At 41.8% G+C, this 15,634-nt stretch carries 15 protein-coding genes, 1 tRNA gene and 4 pseudogenes; 15 read left to right on the top strand and 5 right to left on the bottom strand.

Annotation, left to right across the window (positions count from 1 at the left end; genetic code table 11):
• The coding region (locus tag L655_RS0123210; RefSeq protein WP_024604528.1) for a DUF6444 domain-containing protein at positions 1 to 363 on the bottom strand (363 nt) is incomplete at its 3' end.
• A 257-nt stretch (positions 364 to 620) separates the two neighbouring features.
• Between L655_RS0123210 and L655_RS0123205 the strand changes: the two genes are divergently transcribed.
• From L655_RS0123205 to rimI, 3 genes are all read left to right on the top strand, one after another.
• Positions 621 to 697, top strand: a tRNA-Trp gene (locus L655_RS0123205).
• A gap of 64 nt (positions 698 to 761) precedes the next feature.
• The gene (locus tag L655_RS0123200; RefSeq protein WP_024606421.1) at positions 762 to 1,067 is read left to right on the top strand and encodes a hypothetical protein; all 306 of its coding nucleotides are present in this window, start codon (positions 762 to 764) and stop codon (positions 1,065 to 1,067) included.
• Complete coding sequence (gene rimI / locus L655_RS0123195) at positions 1,054 to 1,521, top strand: ribosomal protein S18-alanine N-acetyltransferase (protein WP_024606420.1); 468 nt, start codon at positions 1,054 to 1,056, stop codon at positions 1,519 to 1,521. Before L655_RS0123200 ends, rimI begins: the two co-directional genes overlap by 14 nt.
• A gap of 73 nt (positions 1,522 to 1,594) precedes the next feature.
• Here the strand turns inward: rimI and L655_RS0123190 are convergent, their stop codons facing one another.
• A complete protein-coding gene (locus tag L655_RS0123190) occupies positions 1,595 to 4,261 on the bottom strand; it encodes an ATP-binding protein (protein WP_024606419.1) in 2,667 nt (888 codons plus the stop codon).
• A gap of 243 nt (positions 4,262 to 4,504) precedes the next feature.
• On the opposite strand from L655_RS0123190, the gene L655_RS0123185 reads away from it, so the two are divergent.
• The 4 genes from L655_RS0123185 to L655_RS0123165 all read left to right on the top strand — a co-directional run bounded on the left by L655_RS0123185 (position 4,505) and on the right by L655_RS0123165 (position 7,798).
• Positions 4,505 to 4,708 (top strand): multidrug transporter, encoded by a 204-nt coding sequence (locus L655_RS0123185; protein WP_241764548.1) that lies wholly within the window; start codon positions 4,505 to 4,507, stop codon positions 4,706 to 4,708.
• A gap of 1,151 nt (positions 4,709 to 5,859) precedes the next feature.
• Positions 5,860 to 6,180, top strand: a complete 321-nt coding sequence (locus L655_RS0123180) for a helix-turn-helix transcriptional regulator (protein WP_024606417.1) — start codon at positions 5,860 to 5,862, stop codon at positions 6,178 to 6,180.
• Positions 6,173 to 7,387, top strand: a complete 1,215-nt coding sequence (locus L655_RS0123175) for a HipA domain-containing protein (RefSeq protein WP_024606416.1) — start codon at positions 6,173 to 6,175, stop codon at positions 7,385 to 7,387. Before L655_RS0123180 ends, L655_RS0123175 begins: the two co-directional genes overlap by 8 nt.
• A gap of 216 nt (positions 7,388 to 7,603) precedes the next feature.
• Positions 7,604 to 7,798, top strand: a complete 195-nt coding sequence (locus L655_RS0123165; RefSeq protein ID WP_000127614.1) for a DNA-binding protein — start codon at positions 7,604 to 7,606, stop codon at positions 7,796 to 7,798.
• Between the two features lie 16 nt (positions 7,799 to 7,814).
• On the opposite strand, the pseudogene L655_RS0123160 reads toward L655_RS0123165, so the two are convergent.
• Both L655_RS0123160 and L655_RS0123155 read right to left on the bottom strand, forming a co-directional pair.
• A pseudogene (locus tag L655_RS0123160) lies at positions 7,815 to 8,159 on the bottom strand (integrase); the annotation flags it as partial.
• A 183-nt stretch (positions 8,160 to 8,342) separates the two neighbouring features.
• Complete coding sequence (locus L655_RS0123155; protein WP_024606414.1) at positions 8,343 to 9,236, bottom strand: LysR family transcriptional regulator; 894 nt, start codon at positions 9,234 to 9,236, stop codon at positions 8,343 to 8,345.
• A gap of 159 nt (positions 9,237 to 9,395) precedes the next feature.
• On the opposite strand from L655_RS0123155, the gene L655_RS0123150 reads away from it, so the two are divergent.
• The 3 genes and pseudogenes from L655_RS0123150 to L655_RS0123140 all read left to right on the top strand — a co-directional run.
• Positions 9,396 to 10,148, top strand: a complete 753-nt coding sequence (locus tag L655_RS0123150) for an SDR family oxidoreductase (protein ID WP_024606413.1) — start codon at positions 9,396 to 9,398, stop codon at positions 10,146 to 10,148.
• Between the two features lie 74 nt (positions 10,149 to 10,222).
• The gene (locus L655_RS0123145; RefSeq protein ID WP_024606412.1) at positions 10,223 to 11,230 is read left to right on the top strand and encodes a zinc-dependent alcohol dehydrogenase family protein; all 1,008 of its coding nucleotides are present in this window, start codon (positions 10,223 to 10,225) and stop codon (positions 11,228 to 11,230) included.
• Positions 11,231 to 11,252: 22 nt separating this feature from the next.
• A pseudogene (locus tag L655_RS0123140) lies at positions 11,253 to 11,621 on the top strand (alcohol dehydrogenase catalytic domain-containing protein); the annotation flags it as partial.
• A 13-nt stretch (positions 11,622 to 11,634) separates the two neighbouring features.
• Here L655_RS0123140 and L655_RS0123135 read toward each other — a convergent pair.
• Positions 11,635 to 12,672 (bottom strand): IS4 family transposase, encoded by a 1,038-nt coding sequence (locus tag L655_RS0123135; protein ID WP_050582240.1) that lies wholly within the window; start codon positions 12,670 to 12,672, stop codon positions 11,635 to 11,637.
• A gap of 220 nt (positions 12,673 to 12,892) precedes the next feature.
• Here L655_RS0123135 and L655_RS0123130 point away from each other — a divergent pair.
• The 5 genes and pseudogenes from L655_RS0123130 to L655_RS0123110 form a co-directional block, all read left to right on the top strand.
• Positions 12,893 to 13,546: pseudogene (locus tag L655_RS0123130) on the top strand (zinc-dependent alcohol dehydrogenase family protein); the annotation flags it as partial.
• Positions 13,547 to 13,668: 122 nt separating this feature from the next.
• Entirely contained in the window at positions 13,669 to 14,079 is a 411-nt protein-coding gene (locus tag L655_RS01000000126125) for a GNAT family N-acetyltransferase (protein WP_050582239.1), read from the top strand.
• 69 nt (positions 14,080 to 14,148) lie between these two features.
• A complete protein-coding gene (locus tag L655_RS0123120) occupies positions 14,149 to 14,604 on the top strand; it encodes a PaaI family thioesterase (RefSeq protein WP_024606408.1) in 456 nt (151 codons plus the stop codon).
• 26 nt (positions 14,605 to 14,630) lie between these two features.
• A pseudogene (locus L655_RS01000000126120) lies at positions 14,631 to 15,057 on the top strand (alcohol dehydrogenase catalytic domain-containing protein); the annotation flags it as partial.
• 180 nt (positions 15,058 to 15,237) lie between these two features.
• The gene (locus L655_RS0123110) at positions 15,238 to 15,567 is read left to right on the top strand and encodes a low temperature requirement protein A (RefSeq protein ID WP_024606406.1); all 330 of its coding nucleotides are present in this window, start codon (positions 15,238 to 15,240) and stop codon (positions 15,565 to 15,567) included.
• The last annotated feature ends 67 nt before the right edge of the window (positions 15,568 to 15,634 follow it).

The raw sequence follows: 15,634 nt of genomic DNA, 5'->3' as shown, positions 1-15,634 counted from the left end.
GACTTGTCGCTTTTGAAAACCCACCTCACGATAGTGACCTTTAGGTAAAAAATCTCGGTCAACTAAAATGACTTGTACCTCATCAGGTGTTTCTGTTTGAGTCAGCGTTTTACCTACTCGGCCTTTTTGTCCGCCAGCTGATTTTTCTGACTTCTCTCTTGTTGGCTTTGTTCGGTTGATATCTTTTGATGGAGGAATGCTACTATTTTGACTATTAAGTCCTAATTTACTAGCTAGCATAACAACGACAACAAGAATGAGTTCAATAGACATCTTCAACGCTGGCGAGAGTGTTTTATCTTCTTGTAACTGAGTTTTAGTTTGCTCAACTATTTCAGTGATATTTATGCTGTTTAAATTCATTAAAGCTAGAGCGATAGGGTAATAGCTCTAGCTTGGCATACTGGCAGGATCAGTCAATAGCTAAAAAAGATCCTTAGAAAATAATTTGTCTTGGTGAATAGTTACATTTTAGTTTTAATTAACTAATTTTAAGTGATTAAAAAACGGCGGATTAGCATGCTAATTCGTCGTTTTGTTTATTTAAAAAGCAGTTAAACTAAAAGAGTGATTTTTCTCTTTACCTTTGGCGAAACTTCTCTATAATTCGTCGTCATTGCAGGGGCGTAGTTCCAATTGGTAGAACAGCGGTCTCCAAAACCGATGGTTGGGAGTTCGAATCTCTCCGCCCCTGCCATTTCTTCTTTACATCGTTTTTATTACTTCTTATATTGTTCAAATGTCTAATCTACTGAGTTGTTATGCATCCACGTTACGCAGCTATTTTTGATATAGAAAATCTTGAACTAAATCAACATTATTGTCCTCAAGCAAATGGTCAAGCTAATACTTTATCGCAAAGCACGATAGCTAGTCCTTTAACGCTCAATGAGCAACTACTTGCAGACATTAAACTCAGTGCAGAGCCTATTATTATAAATAGCGTTGTACAGGGCAGTGAGATGCAATTAAACGACAATAAGCTTACATTGCCAACCCCACAGCTCAACGCCTCTGAGAAGCGTGCTTTATGGGCTTTAATGAGTGAACACCTTGATAAACTTTAAATCAGTAGATGAAACTGCAATACCTCAATTAATGGCCATCGAAACAGCGTGTCATAGTCATCCGTGGACTTTAAATACAATGGGTTCATGTATAGGCGGGCGCTATTTTAATGTTGCCGCATTTAATGAGGCGAGCATGATTGGTTTTTATATTGGTGAAAAAGCAGGGCCTGATTTTACACTTATGGATATTTGTGTAACACCAAGTCACCAGGGGAAGGGAATTGCAAGGCAGTTGTTAGCTCAGTTTATTGAATATGGTGAACAGCAAAATGCTGAAAACCTCTTTTTAGAAGTACGTGAATCTAATACGCGGGCTATTGCGCTATACGAGAACGCTGGCTTTACAGAGATGTCAGTGCGTAAAAACTACTATCCAAGTGATAATCCGGCCAAAAATGGCTTTGAAGACGCTATTTTAATGGGCATGGCATTAGGTTTAAACTTTTCATAATTAAAGTCGGTGGTTAGCGTTTTAAGCATAGAGCACTAACACACCGAACTTGTACTATTTTGTAAGTTTTCTTTTAGGTTACTTTGCCACTAATTGCTTGCTCAATGGCTGCTATTAATTTATTTACTAGCTCGTCTCTTGGCACTTTATTGTTACTTTTTAAATTTTCTTCAAGTGCCGCAGCGCTGTGATAAATTTCATCAAAATTAAAGCATCCAGAACTACCTTTAATACTGTGCGCTATACTTCTTAATGCTTCCCAGTCATTACAATGTTGCAGAGTTTTAACTTCTTCTAAATAAATAGGTAAGTTGGCTAAATAGTTATCAGTAATTTGCTGAAACTTTTCGCTTTTTAATAAGCTGTCCCACTTATTTTGATTATCCTTTTCAAGATGTAGGTAGCTTACGAGTACATTTTCCAGAGCATCTTTATCAATGGGCTTAGCGAGTGCTTTGTTGCAACCAGCTTCTAGGTAAGTACCTATATCGTGGTTCATAACATTAGCAGTAAGGGCAATAATGGGGCCATCGTATGCTGCATGACGAAGCATTTTAGTCGCTTCTAATCCGCCCATTACAGGCATTTGCATATCCATTATAATAAGCTGGTAGTCATTAACGAGTGCCATTTCTACAGCTTGTGCGCCATTACTAGCAATATCGGGTTCAAGGCCCCAAGTTTGAAGTAATAATTTAATTAATAGTTGGTTATCAGGGTTATCCTCAGCGACTAAAATATTAGCCTCAAAGTTATTGGTCGCAAACGATAAGAGAGGGTCTTTCTCTGGTATTAACTGGCTTTCTTGCGTTAAAAACTCAAGCATTGGTTGATCATCAGATAACTGACACGACACCCTAATTGTAAAGCGGCTACCTACACCCACTTCACTTTCAAGGTTTACATCGCCACCAAGTAACAGTGCTAAGTTTTTAGAAATACACAACCCAAGACCTGTACCACCAAAACGACGTGTAGTTGTGGCATCGGCCTGTTCAAACGGCTTAAATACACGTTCTATTTGATGCTCAGACATACCAATACCAGTATCTTTAATTACAAACTCTAGCTTTTGACTTGCTTGTAAATAATGCACACAAATAGACACGCTGCCATTTTCGGTAAATTTAACAGCGTTATTAGCAATGTTTATAAGTATTTGTTTTAAGCGGGTCACATCACTATAAATGGTGCGGGGTAGCGGCAGTTGATAGTCGATATTAAGGGTTAATTGTTTTTCTTGTGCCAGTGGTTGAATAATTGATTCAATGTCGTGCACAAGCTGCACTACGTTTAACGCTGACAAATCAACAGCCAGCTTTTCAGCTTCAATTTTAGATAAATCGAGTATGTTATTTATTAACTCTAGTAAGTGTTTGGAATTACGTAAAATAGTGCTTAGGTGTTGTTTGTCATTCGCTACTTTATCGTTATGTAGTAACTGCTCTGTAAAGCCCATAATGGCCGTGAGCGGCGTGCGTATTTCGTGACTCATGTTGGCTAAAAAACGACTCTTAAGTTGATTAGCTTGCTCAGCTTGGCCAATAGCTAACTCAAGTTGGCTGTTCATAGCTTCAAGTGCTTGGGTACGACTTTCCACTTTATCTTCAAGGTGGTGTTTGTATTCTTCAAGCTGTTGTTGGTAGTGCCTTATTTGATTAACCATGTGGTTAAAGTCGTTAAATAAAACACCTACCTCATCATTTGTATGAGCTGGTAAGTGCACCGACAAATCGCCATCACCAACACGATGACTCGCAGCCCCGAGTAACTCAATTGGGTTAAGTAATAAATTGCGGACCACTACAAAAATTAATATTGGCAGGGTGATCACCGAAATAATAACAATTAAGCCTGTTATTAAACTTATGGCTTTACCTGATTGATAAAGCACCCCTTTGGGAATGGTTGATACGTAATAATATCCGCCGGGCATTTGCACTGCAAAAATCATTCGCTCTATTTTGTCTATGCTTGAGAGTTCAATAGTTGAAAGCATGCCGATATCAGCGAGGTCGTGCACTTGATTAAGTTCATATTCGCTTATGTATTGGCCGCGCATGTTGTAGTCGGAGCTAAATAAAATTTTCCCGTCTTTGGTCAACATTAAATTAAGTGTGTTGTTATATGGCGCTTCTAAAATACTGGAGTTGAGTATTGAAGGCTCTATATGTATTACAATAAAACCAAGCTGCTGTGGACGTTTCAAGTAGTAATCAACGCTGTCAATTCGTTGAATGAAATATAAGCTCGTGGTGCCATCGTCCTTTTGAATCATAAATTGCTGTGTACTTAAATTACTTTGCAATACTCGATTAAAAAATGGATAGCTTTTAGGCGCTGTTGTTAGGTTATTAGAGTAATAGGCATCACTTTTCCCACTTGCTGAAACTAAATTAATGCTAATTATATCTGGATAAGCTTCGCTGTAACTGGCAAATACATCCATAAGCGCGCCAAGTTTTCGGGTGTAATTACCGTTGGCGCTAATATCGTTTGCTAAAAAGTCACTAAGTACTGGCGAATTTGAAAGTAGTTTTGCAGTAGAGTGAAAAGAGTCGATATAGTTGAATATTTTTTGCTGTTGTTGCTCAACAAAACGGCTCATTATTAAATCAGCTTGTTTTTGTGTTGAATTAGTGACATTGGTGAGCGTAAAGCCACCTAAAAATAGCAGTGGCAGAATAACAAGAGGTGTTATATACCATAATAATCTTATACTTAACTTACTGGTTTTCATGACCAAACGACTTATCCTCCATGCAATCTGCCAATAATATGCGTTACGACCTGATTACACAAGCTTATAGCGGTCTTGGTGGCTAAATTACAATCATTAGTTGCATGATCTTTAGCTCTTTTTTTTATGTTTAAGTTATTTAAATTTAACAAATCACACTGAATAATATCAATTCAGTGTTTAAAAACTTACATAGTTTTACATCTTTTAAAGTCAATAACTAAAGTTGATGTATTGCCAGGCGTGACATTAAAAGGACACGTTGACAGTCTAAGTCCAGCAAGTGGTGTAAGTTACTCCACTATTGGTGCGCATAATGCAACAGGCAACTTTACTAAAATAGCGCAGCGCCTACCGGTAAAGATTAGTTTAGATGCTAAGCAGCCTTTATTTAGTCAACTACGTGTTGGAATATCGGTTGTACCTACTATTGATGTTGTTAAGTAACTACTCATTTTTATTTAAACGATCTACGACTAAATTGTAGGTCGTTTAAATATCGCTTGCTGTACACATTTATTTTAAAGCTAAGATATTTTTAAGTAGATAGCACACTTTTATACCGACTCCTGTTACAATTGCCATTATTAAAAAATCAACTATTGACGCTTTATTATCAGCTGTTTGCAACGTGAAAATCAGCGAGAATAGTAGTTAATTACGATCAACATAACGGGTTTACTCGCAGACGCTTATTAAAATGCATTCAACCCCGCATATAAACTAAAAGAATTTATCAATGGCAGACCAGACTATTATCAATGAAATCAGCAAGCGAAGGACCTTTGCTATCATCTCGCATCCTGATGCCGCCCAGCCTTTCAACGCATAAAACCACCTTTCATTGCACACCACAATCACATCTCTACGTACTGAATTTAAAGGCTTTTTGTCTTTTTCTCGTTTCTTTGCTTTTCAATGATGTTCAAGCGTAACCTCGGAAAGTGTGTACAAACTTGAGTACAAATTCCGTTTTAGAGGTCTTTGGCGAAAACTCCATGACACAAACCTGGCTGTAGGCCTTGTCTTTACTGGGTTTGACGTAAAAAGTACTACCGTTAAAGAGAGTCTCTTTTTTTGGTAAATGTTTTCTTCTGTGCCAAATTACAAAATTTAATTAAGGGATTTATTGTTGGTGTAATTTTTGCTCTAGTGTTTGTTTTTGAAGATGCTTGAAGCGAACCAATACGGTTATTTCTAATTGAGATATCAGACTTACCTTCAAATTTAGTTGCTGTTTACACCATCATTTTGCACTTGTTTTTCGGCCTGTGTGTACAAAATTTCCTGTAACTGTGTACAAACTTCCTTTTTGTTGCACTTATCCTTCGGTTATTTGACGCGAGTTCTTCTGTAGACCTTGCTGTATATGAGCTGAGCGACAAAAGTACTTAGGGGATTTGATGCGCTTGTTCGCGATTATCAGCTGGAGTATCGCTCTTTTGTTGATGATAAAAATCTTTGCCTTGATTATATGTAATTGTGTATCAGTCCATGGCTATTGATATGCAATAGCTAATCAACTTTGTGTTTTTTGAGTTGGTATGATATAGTTTGGTATATAATATTTCTTCAGTGATGTATTAAGGTGTATCGAAATGAGCTATGTAACAGAGCAGATACTAGAAGGCCTTCGAGAAGCTCGGGTACGTAAAGGTTTTAGTCAAAGAGAGCTGAGCGCGCGTTCGGGTGTGCCGCAAAGCCATATTTCGAAAATCGAGTCTGGCGGTGTTGATTTAAGAATATCCAGTTTGATAGCTCTTGCCCGCGTACTTGACCTAGAGCTATTTGTTGCGCCTAAAAAATCTGTACCTGCCATCAAGTCGATCATTCAAAGTGGCCAAGGTATTAACGGCATCAGCGATGAGAGTGAGCCAATGTCGCCCGCATATCAGTTAGAGGAAGGCGACGATGACTAACCATGTCTCTACGCTCAACGTTTTGCTTTACGGTGAACCCATTGCAACGATCACCAACGTGGGCAATGACAGAACGCTTTTTGCCTTTATGGATTCGTACATTCATGACGAATCGCGTCCTGTATTAGGACTTGGATTTAAAGATTCGCTAGGAGGCTTGCTGACTAGCTTCAAACCGACCCAAACTAAGTTAACCCCGTTTTTCTCTAACCTTTTGCCAGAAGAAACCATGCGAAATTACCTAGCAGAGCGTGCCGGTGTTAATTCAGCGCGGGAGTTTTTTTTATTGTGGGTACTGGGACAGGATTTGGCAGGCGCAATCACGGTTGAGCCAGCAGATGGTGAAGCCTTACCACCTAGTGTGCATCAAGACATAGAAGATGAAACGAAAACAGATGGGCCAATGCGTTTTTCATTAGCGGGGGTGCAATTGAAGTTTTCAGCTGTGCGGCAGGCAAATGGCGGTTTGACTATCCCAGCAACCGGTCAAGGTGGCTCTTGGATTGTAAAATTACCGTCGTCTCGGTTTGAAGCTGTGCCAGAAAATGAATATTCGATGATGGAACTGGCTCGAATGTTGGGAATGGACGTGCCAGAAACGCAGCTACTCCCTATTAATCGGATTGCTAATATCCCCAATGGCATTGGCAAATTTGGTGACAGTGCGTTTGTGATTAAGCGTTTTGACCGTGCAGATGGTCAAGCTGTTCACATTGAAGACTTTGCGCAAGTGTTTGGTGTTTATCCTCAAGATAAATACAAAAAAGCCAGTATGCGCAATATTGCTCATGTTATCGGTATTGAAGGGCAAGACGAAGACATTGCTGAATTTACTCGCCGATTGGTGTTCAATACTCTAATTGGTAATGCTGATATGCATTTGAAGAATTGGTCTGTGATCTACAAAGATAAGCGCACAGCGTCTATTGCGCCTGCTTATGACTTCGTTTCAACCATTCCCTATATCCCAGATGATAGTGCATCGCTTAAGGTGAGCCGTAGCAAGAGATTCAGCGATTTCACGCTGGATGAGCTGTCACACTTAGCGGCTAAAGCCATGTTGCCAGAAAAATTGGTGTTAGATACTGCAAAGCAAACTGTAGCAGGCTTCCATGAGGTATGGGCGAAAGAAAAAGCGCATTTACCCCTCACTAAGTCAGTGATTGAAGCCATCGAAATGCACTTACGAAGTATACCGCTACGCTGAATTCCTAGTAGCTAGAGCGTGCATATCGATAAAGATGGTTTAACTTAATGCGATTTTACGGCGCTTTTCGCCGTAAACTGGAAATTTGGTAAATTGCACAATGATACCGGTGTCTTGATAAGGCTGATCTTCTGAACAAATCATGCATCTTTCTGACCATCAACAAGTGATGAATCAGGCGATGATAGCTTTACATTGATTTTCAGGAGAATGCAGATGACAGCAGTAGCGCACCAGGTAACCCCTTTTCTAACATCTTACGAAGTGATGGCTCGTTACCACATTAGCTATACAACGCTCTGGCGAAGAATAAAAGATGGCAGCTTGCCGCAACCTCGTATCAACCGAAATACACGAAACAAGCTGTGGCACATTGAAGACCTAGAAGAGTATGAGAAGAAAGAGGATTGAGCCTCTTTCTTTTATTTTATTGTCCGAAACGCCAGTTGAATGGAAAGCCTGTCGGCTCGATGATGGTTTCTAGTTGTTGATACCAAACGTCGTAAGCATGACGCATTTCATCCAGGTACTGATATTGGTTGTAGATAGCATCCAACCCTTTTTTGCTGTGGCCAATCATCAACTCGGCAACTTCTTGCGTCGTGATGGCTAACATTCGCGTTCGCATCGTTCTGCGAAGATCATGCATAGACCAGTGTTCCATCTCAATACCAAGCGACCTGCGAGCCCAGATTTTCACATTGTTAGGAATAGTGGTATCAAAGCCATTTGTGGCAAGCTCTTCTTGTCCGTTCGCGAAAAACAAGTAAGTTCAGGGCTTGGCAGGCGCATTTGATGTGAATCCTGTTCCGACGATTCAGAACATGGCAGCATGTTAGTAGCAAAATGCACTTTGTTATGATTCCTGGTGACTCAATGAAGACATTGGTTACGGTTTTTGCAGTAAAGTGAGCTAATGTAGTATTCGCACTTTATGAATATTACTTATGTGCCATTAGCGGCCACTCAATCTTGACACCAAGTGATCAAAAACCAATCGAATACGTTGTGGTACTGGACCACGTTGAGGGCGATAAATATATAAATCCCAAGGCACAGGCTCGACTTCTTCTAACACTCTCACAAGTTTCTCTTGGCGTAATAAGTCTTGGACCAAAAAGTCAGGAATTTGAGCAAACCCCAGTCCATTTTGTATAGCCATTAATTCAGCTTCGGTGTCGGCACTTCGAAAACGTGTTATGGATGGGGTCCACTGTCTGTCCATGGAAAAAATCCATGGCCAAAGCTTTCCCGTATTGCGATCTACTAACCCTGTAGCCGGCAAGTGGTTTAGATCTTCAATAGACGCAGGCTTTCCCACTCTATTTATTAACTCAGGCGAAGCCACGACATACATATTAATTTTGGTGAGCTGGCGGGCAATAAATCGACTATCTCTCATAAAGCCGATACGAATCCCAATATCTATTTTTTCGTCAACTACATCAACGCGTTCGTCACTAAGTGTCAGGTCTATATCCAGTTGAGTATGTATTGTTGAGAGTTCCAGTAATACTGGCATTAAGCATTTATGACCAAAACCAACAGGCGCTGCGATACGAACCCGCCCTTGTAATTCATTACCCGAGTTAGGGGCGCTTGTTTGAAACAATTCATCTACAGCGCGCAGGCGTTCTTTTGCTATCAAAGCAAATTTTTCTCCAACTAGAGTCACTTGTATGTGTCGAGTATTTCGATGAAATAAAAGCTCCCCTTGCAATTGCTCTAACGCCTTCACTGCTCGTGTCACTGCCTGAGGAGAAATTCCCAGACGGTTAGCCGCTTCTTTAAAGCTGCGAGACTCAGCAGCAGTACAAAATATCCGGAGCATTTCTAATCTGTTAAGCATCACAGTCACATTCAGTTTTGATATGAATACATTAATACTATTCCATTTTTAGGAATTGTGAAATTAAAACTTTTCCATTTATTAATTTCTGAAGGTAAGTGATAATTTGTTTGTTATTTAGACAGAGCCATTCATTCAACCGATTTGAGGATATTAACTATGAGCAGTGTTTTAGCAAACAACATCAGCAGTAAAGTCGTTGTTATCACCGGTGGTAGCAGCGGTTTAGGCGAAACAACAGCAAGATATCTGGCCAGTCTTGGTGCGTCAGTAGTGTTAGGNCGTATCGACAAGCTTGAAGCTATTGCTGCTGACATTCGCTCAGCAGGCGGAAAAGTTGCGGTTCAAGCGACAGATGTGACTTGCCAGGACGAAGTCAAGGCCCTTGTAAATCTTGCACAAGAGCGCTTCGGTAAAGTTGATGTGGTTATCAATAATGCAGGGTTAATGGCTATTGCACCGTTAGCTGAGACTCGAGTTGACGAATGGGATCGCATGATTGACATCAACGTTAAAGGTCTGCTGTATGGAGTAGCCGCAGCGCTTCCGATCTTTCAGGCTCAGGGAACAGGCCACTTTATCAATATTTCTTCCGTAGCGGGTATCAAAGTATTCAGTCCCGGCGGCACGGTTTATAGCGGAACGAAATTCGCTGTTCGCGCTATTGCCGAAGGCTTACGCCATGAAGTTGGGGGTAAAATTCGTTCAACAATCATTTCACCAGGTGCAATCGAATCTGATTTAAAACATGGAAGTTCAGATACTCAGGGTGCAGCCTTTGTAAAAGATTTTTATCAGCAAAATGAAATTCCATCTGAATCTGTTGCTCGTGCTATCGCATACGCAATTGAGCAGCCTGCGGATGTGGATATCAACGAGATTGTTCTGCGCCCAACTGTTCAAGAGTTTTAATTCGTTTAATAAAAGACCTATTAACCAGCGGGTGATTTAACCACCCGCTGAATATTCAGTTTGTGAGGTTATTGATGACAGCGTTAAACAGACAAATGCGTGCTTTGATATTAGATAGCTACGAAGAGGGTACAGTATTCCGGGATGCCCTGATTAACTTACCCTCTCCATCAGCAGGTCAGGTGCAAGTAAAAATATTTGCAAGTGGAGTCAATCCTATTGATTACAAGATCCGCCAAGGTATCGCTCCTTATGCCATGCCGGAATTACCCGCAGTACTTGGCACCGATTTAGCTGGAGAAATTGTTGCTATCGGCGATGGCGTCACCGACTTTGCAGTAGGCGATGCAGTTTATGGTCTGACTGGCGGAGTGCGAGGATTGCAAGGCTCATTGGCTGAATATGCCAACGTAGATGCTGAGTTACTTGCTCTCAAACCGAAAAATTTGTCCATGCGTGAAGCTGCGGCTTTACCTCTGGTTACACTTACCGCTTGGGAAGGTTTGGTTGACAAGGCGAATGTTAAAGCGGGCCAGAAAGTCCTTATCCAAGGTGGAGCTGGCGGAGTTGGGCATGTAGCTGTGCAAATTGCTAAGGCTTTAGGTGCCGACGTTTATGCCACTGCATCGACTGGAAAACAAGAACTGGTCAAGGCGCTTGGTGCCACGCCGATTGATTATCACACTGTAAGCCCTGCTGACTACGTGGACGCATACACCCAAGGCAAAGGATTCGATATCATTTACGACACTGTCGGTGGCTCTGTACTCGATGCCTCATTAGGTATCATTGCACATTATGGACATATTTTAAGTTGTGCTGCATTCAGCTCACATAACCTGGCACCGTCGTCATTACGCTCTGCAACATTGTCAGCGATTTTTGTGTTACACCCACAGCTCAGCGGAGAGGGGCGCAAACATCATGGTGACATTCTGCGGCAAATTACGGCTCTAGTTGAAGCTGGACAAATTAAGCCAATACTCGATCCGTTACGCTTCTCCCTTGACACGGCAATGGATGCACATAATGCTGTAGAGTTGGGGTCCATGGGTAAAGTAGTTATTGATGTAATTGCTTAAAAAGTCATTGTTGAGGATGCATATGAGCCCAAGAAAACTAATTCGAACTGTTCGTTTCCATGAACTAGGTGGCCCCGAGGTATTAACTATTGACTCGCTGGCGAGTCCAAGTTTGCAGGCTACTGATGTACGCATTGCGGTCAAAGTTGTTGGGCTCAATCGTGCTGATGCCATGTTTAGGCGAGGCAGCTATATAGAAAAGGCTGACTTCCCTTCGCGAATCGGCTATGAAGCATCCGGGATAGTCATTGAAGTCGGGGAAGAGGTAAATCATTTACGCCTTGGGGACGAGGTTTGTATTGTCCCTCAGATGGGGCTTTCTCAGAACGGCTGCTACGCAGAAGAGATTGTCGTACCAAGTGAATATGTGGCACTCAAACCAGCAGGGCTGAGGGATCCCCACTTTATCCAGCGGCCTCTTTTTCGTAATTCAAAATAAAGTTTTTTAAACTTTTTTCTATATAGCTTTGTGTAATACGTCTCTTACATAGCTTTATGACTTGCTTGGCTAAGGTTAAAAATGAAAGAACTCGGCGATTCTTAACGCTATTTGCTTGAAATTTTATATGCCACTTTCTTTTTTCTGCTTCACACCCTATAAACCATAACGCAGTGCTCGCTATTGTGGCTATCAAGCATAATATTCCTATTCTATTTATGCCGGTGCTTTTACTAAAACGCCACGAAAAACCATATCTCAAACTTTTATCATCGCGGAAATTTTGCTCTATTTGCATTCTTTTACTATATAAACCAACTACTCGCTTACTCGTCATTGTATTGTCTGATGTCGCGAGTAACCATGGCTCTTTCGCTAAGTTTTGATACATTTTTGTATCTTTCGTAAATCTGCTTTTTCCTTTTCTTCCTTTATTTTTTCCATGATATACGTGTAAAAATGCATCGCATGCTGTCGGGCTGGACTGAGTTAGTCGTGCTTGACCTAACGCCTTTGGTATATCGCTGGCACCAGCCCTAAGTTGTTTTAATGTATGCCATTGTGATTGCATGGCTAGTTTACACTTCATTGAGCCTCTTAATCGACCTATCATATGCCAACCAAGTTCGCGTACTTTACTATACCAAGGCGTAAGAAAGCCGCCGTCTGTTACAATATAGACACTAGGATGTCGTCCAAGCACTTCATAAAGTTCATCTAAAAACAGGCTGTTGGTTGCTGGGCTATCAAAATCCTTCTGCTCAACAATCATGTTATAAATCACGATAGAGCGTCCATCCACAAGTAAGCTTGCTCGCAGTAAGTGATAGTCGTGACCACAGGCACCGCTCCAGTCAACGGCAATTGCAAGCATGGGTAAAGAGTCAATAATAGGATGAGCTAATGCTTTATAGATAGCGACCCTTTCATTGTAGAGGTGAGTATTTTTTAAGAAGCGATCAACGCGTTTTATTTTATGTTTTACATCCACAGCGCCAGACAAATTTCTGCCGATTTCAGTTAAGGTAAGTTTATTGCCCGAAATTAATGCATTGCTGCAGCTTAGTAATGTTTTTACTCTAGCATTATTGAATGGCGCTAATGCATGTTTAAAGTACTTATGGCAAACTGATGTCTCAGGCATAGCAGTTGTGACTTATGTGGGTTGTGGTGATTTACATAAGATCATAAATTGCTGTGCCTGTCACGTTTTGGGGATTCGTCAGCCAGCAGGGCTAACCTTTGCTGAAGGTGCTGCAGCTTGGATGCAGTACCTGACAGCTTATGGCGCTTTGATCGAAATTGCTAACGTGCAAAAAGGCGATGCAGTACTGATAACCGCCGCATCGAGCAGTGTTGGATTGGCTGCGATTCAAATTGTGAATGCTCTAGGGGGTATCCCTATCGCTACAACTCAAACAGGAGCTAAAAAGGCTGCTGTGCTCAAGGCTGGCGCGGCCCATGTGATTGCAACCCAAGAAGAACCGCTGCTGGATAGCTTGATAAGCATCTTGGGAGAAAACAATTTAAAAATCGCATTTGATGCTGTCGGTGGGCCGCAAATAGCTGAAATTGCTGAAGCAATGAGCCCTGAAGGAACAATAATAGTACACGGAGCATTAAGTCCCGAAACAACTACTTTTCCCTTAAAAATAGCACTTCGTAAAAGTCTGACAGTTAGGGGATATGTGTTTACTGAAGTTATAAAAGACATCGAGCGTTTTCGCAGAGCAAAGCAATTTATCCACTCGGGTTTATCCAAGGGAACACTCAAGCCTGTCATTGATCGAAGCTTTAAATTTGAAGAGATAGTAGCAGCGCATCATTATCTGGAGTCAAATCAGCAGATTGGTAAAATAGTGGTCGAACTTGATTAACAGTTCGTAGCTTCCGCTGGTCTCTCGACTCAGTCAGTGCCTGATAATAATTAGCGTGGGCTTTGTTGCGGAAATCGAATGAACTAAATCAGAATCTTACGATCAGATTAGGGACATTCATTTTGATTGCACGTGTTACGGAGATGCATGCCCATTATTACGCGACAGTGGCTGATTTTGGTCGGGAATTTGCATGTTCAGTGGCGAGTAGCATGGCGGAATTTATTGGAAGGCTAGATAACCCATGTAATGAGATTTGGACGATCAAACGGGACGATAAAATTCCAGCTTCTGCTGCCATTGATGGTGAAGAACTTGGGCATAATCGAGCACATTTACGATGGTTCATTGTGGACGACTCTTTAAGAGGTTTCGGGCTAGGTAAACAGCTTCTCAATTCTGCATTAGCTTTTGCCGATGCTCAGGGTTTCGTCCAAATCAACTTATGGACTTTTTCAGGGCTTAATGCAGCTCGATATCTTTACGAAAGTCAGGGCTTTGCATTGGTGGAAGAGAAACTAGGCTCACAATAGGGTATAGAAGTTTTGGAGTAACGCTTCACCAGGTGCCTATAAACGTGAATAAATATTTAAGGAGTCTCAATGACAGCTACAAAAGAAGAAGTTATCGCTTTCATGAAATCGGAGTTTCCACAAAGCAAATGCGTTGTGGAAGCAGTGAGCAACGGTGGAGCGACTGTATCTCATCATGTAGGTCAGGATGAATTACGTCCTGGCGGAACGGTTTCGGGGCCTGTTTTAATGAGTGTGGCTGATGTGGCACTTTATGTGGCGATACTTGGTAAAATTGGCATCGTGCCATTAGCAGTAACAACTAGCCTTAACATCAACTTCTTACGTAAGCCATCGGCAAATGAGCGAATCATTGCGGAATGTTCTCTGATAAAAGTCGGCCGTACTCTCGTGGTTGGGGAGGTTTCTCTGTACTCTGAGGGGGTGAGTGATTTAGTAGCACATGTTGTGGGTACATACTCTATACCGCCCTATACATCGGAACGAAGTGAGAATATTAAAACAATTAACTCTCTGAAAGCTTGACTCCGTTTAAAAGGTTATTGTTGAGGATGCATAAGAGTCCAAGAAAACTAATTCGAACTGTTCGTTTCCATGAATTAGGTGGTCCCGAGGTATTAACTATTGACTCGCTGGCGAGTCCAAGTTTGCAGGCCACTGATGTACGTATTGCGGTCAAAGTTGTTGGGCTCAATCGTGCTGATGCCATGTTTAGGCGAGGCCACTATAGAAAAGGCCGACTTCCCTTTGCGAATCGGCTATGAAGCATCCGGGGTAGTCATTGAAGTCGGGGAAGAGGTAAATCATTTACGCCTTGGGGAAGAGGTTTGTATTGTCCCTCAGATGGGGCTTTCTCAGAATGGCTGCTACGCAGAAGAGATTGTCGTACCAAGTGAATATGTAGCACTCAAACCAGCAGGGCTAACCTTTGCTGAAGGCGCAGCAGCTTGGATGCAGTACCTGACAGTTTATGGCGCTTTTGGTGAGCATGAGTGCTGTCGGTCATTGTGCCGATATATTTTTTTACATCGAGCGGTTTCATAATCTAAGAATACGACGTAGAGTAGCGAATAAAGACAGGTAGTTTACAAACGTTTTAAACTGTCCGTAGAAACGGGGTAGAACCCCCGCCAGAACAATAAGACAAAGGGGGTGTGTATGGTAATTAACGATCTTCTCTGGCGGCGACCGCGCCATCACATGGATGTCGATGAAACCCACGACCACGTGCACTGGGTGGAACTTTTCTTCGATCTGGTCCATGTAGTGACAATTTTCATTCTGGGGAATTACCTGTCCCATCATCTGGGGTGGCAAGGATTCTGGGTGTTTACGGGACTGTTCCTGGCGATTTTCTATGCCTGGGCAGACAGTTCGGTCTATAACTCGCTGTATATCTCCACGGACATGCCGCATCGCGTGGTGATGGCACTTAAGATTGTCACGATGATGACCATCGCGGCGGCAATTCCCGACGTGGGCGGTTAAGGCTGGACGTATTTCGCGCTGGGCTATGCGTTGAATCGGGCGCTGACGGCCTATCTTTACTGGCGGG

The organism is Pseudoalteromonas sp. TAE79 (genome assembly GCF_000498015.1).
Lineage (GTDB): Bacteria > Pseudomonadota > Gammaproteobacteria > Enterobacterales > Alteromonadaceae > Pseudoalteromonas.
The sequence above is the reverse complement of the archived record's forward strand: the minus strand, read 5'-3'. Positions and strand labels throughout refer to the sequence as shown.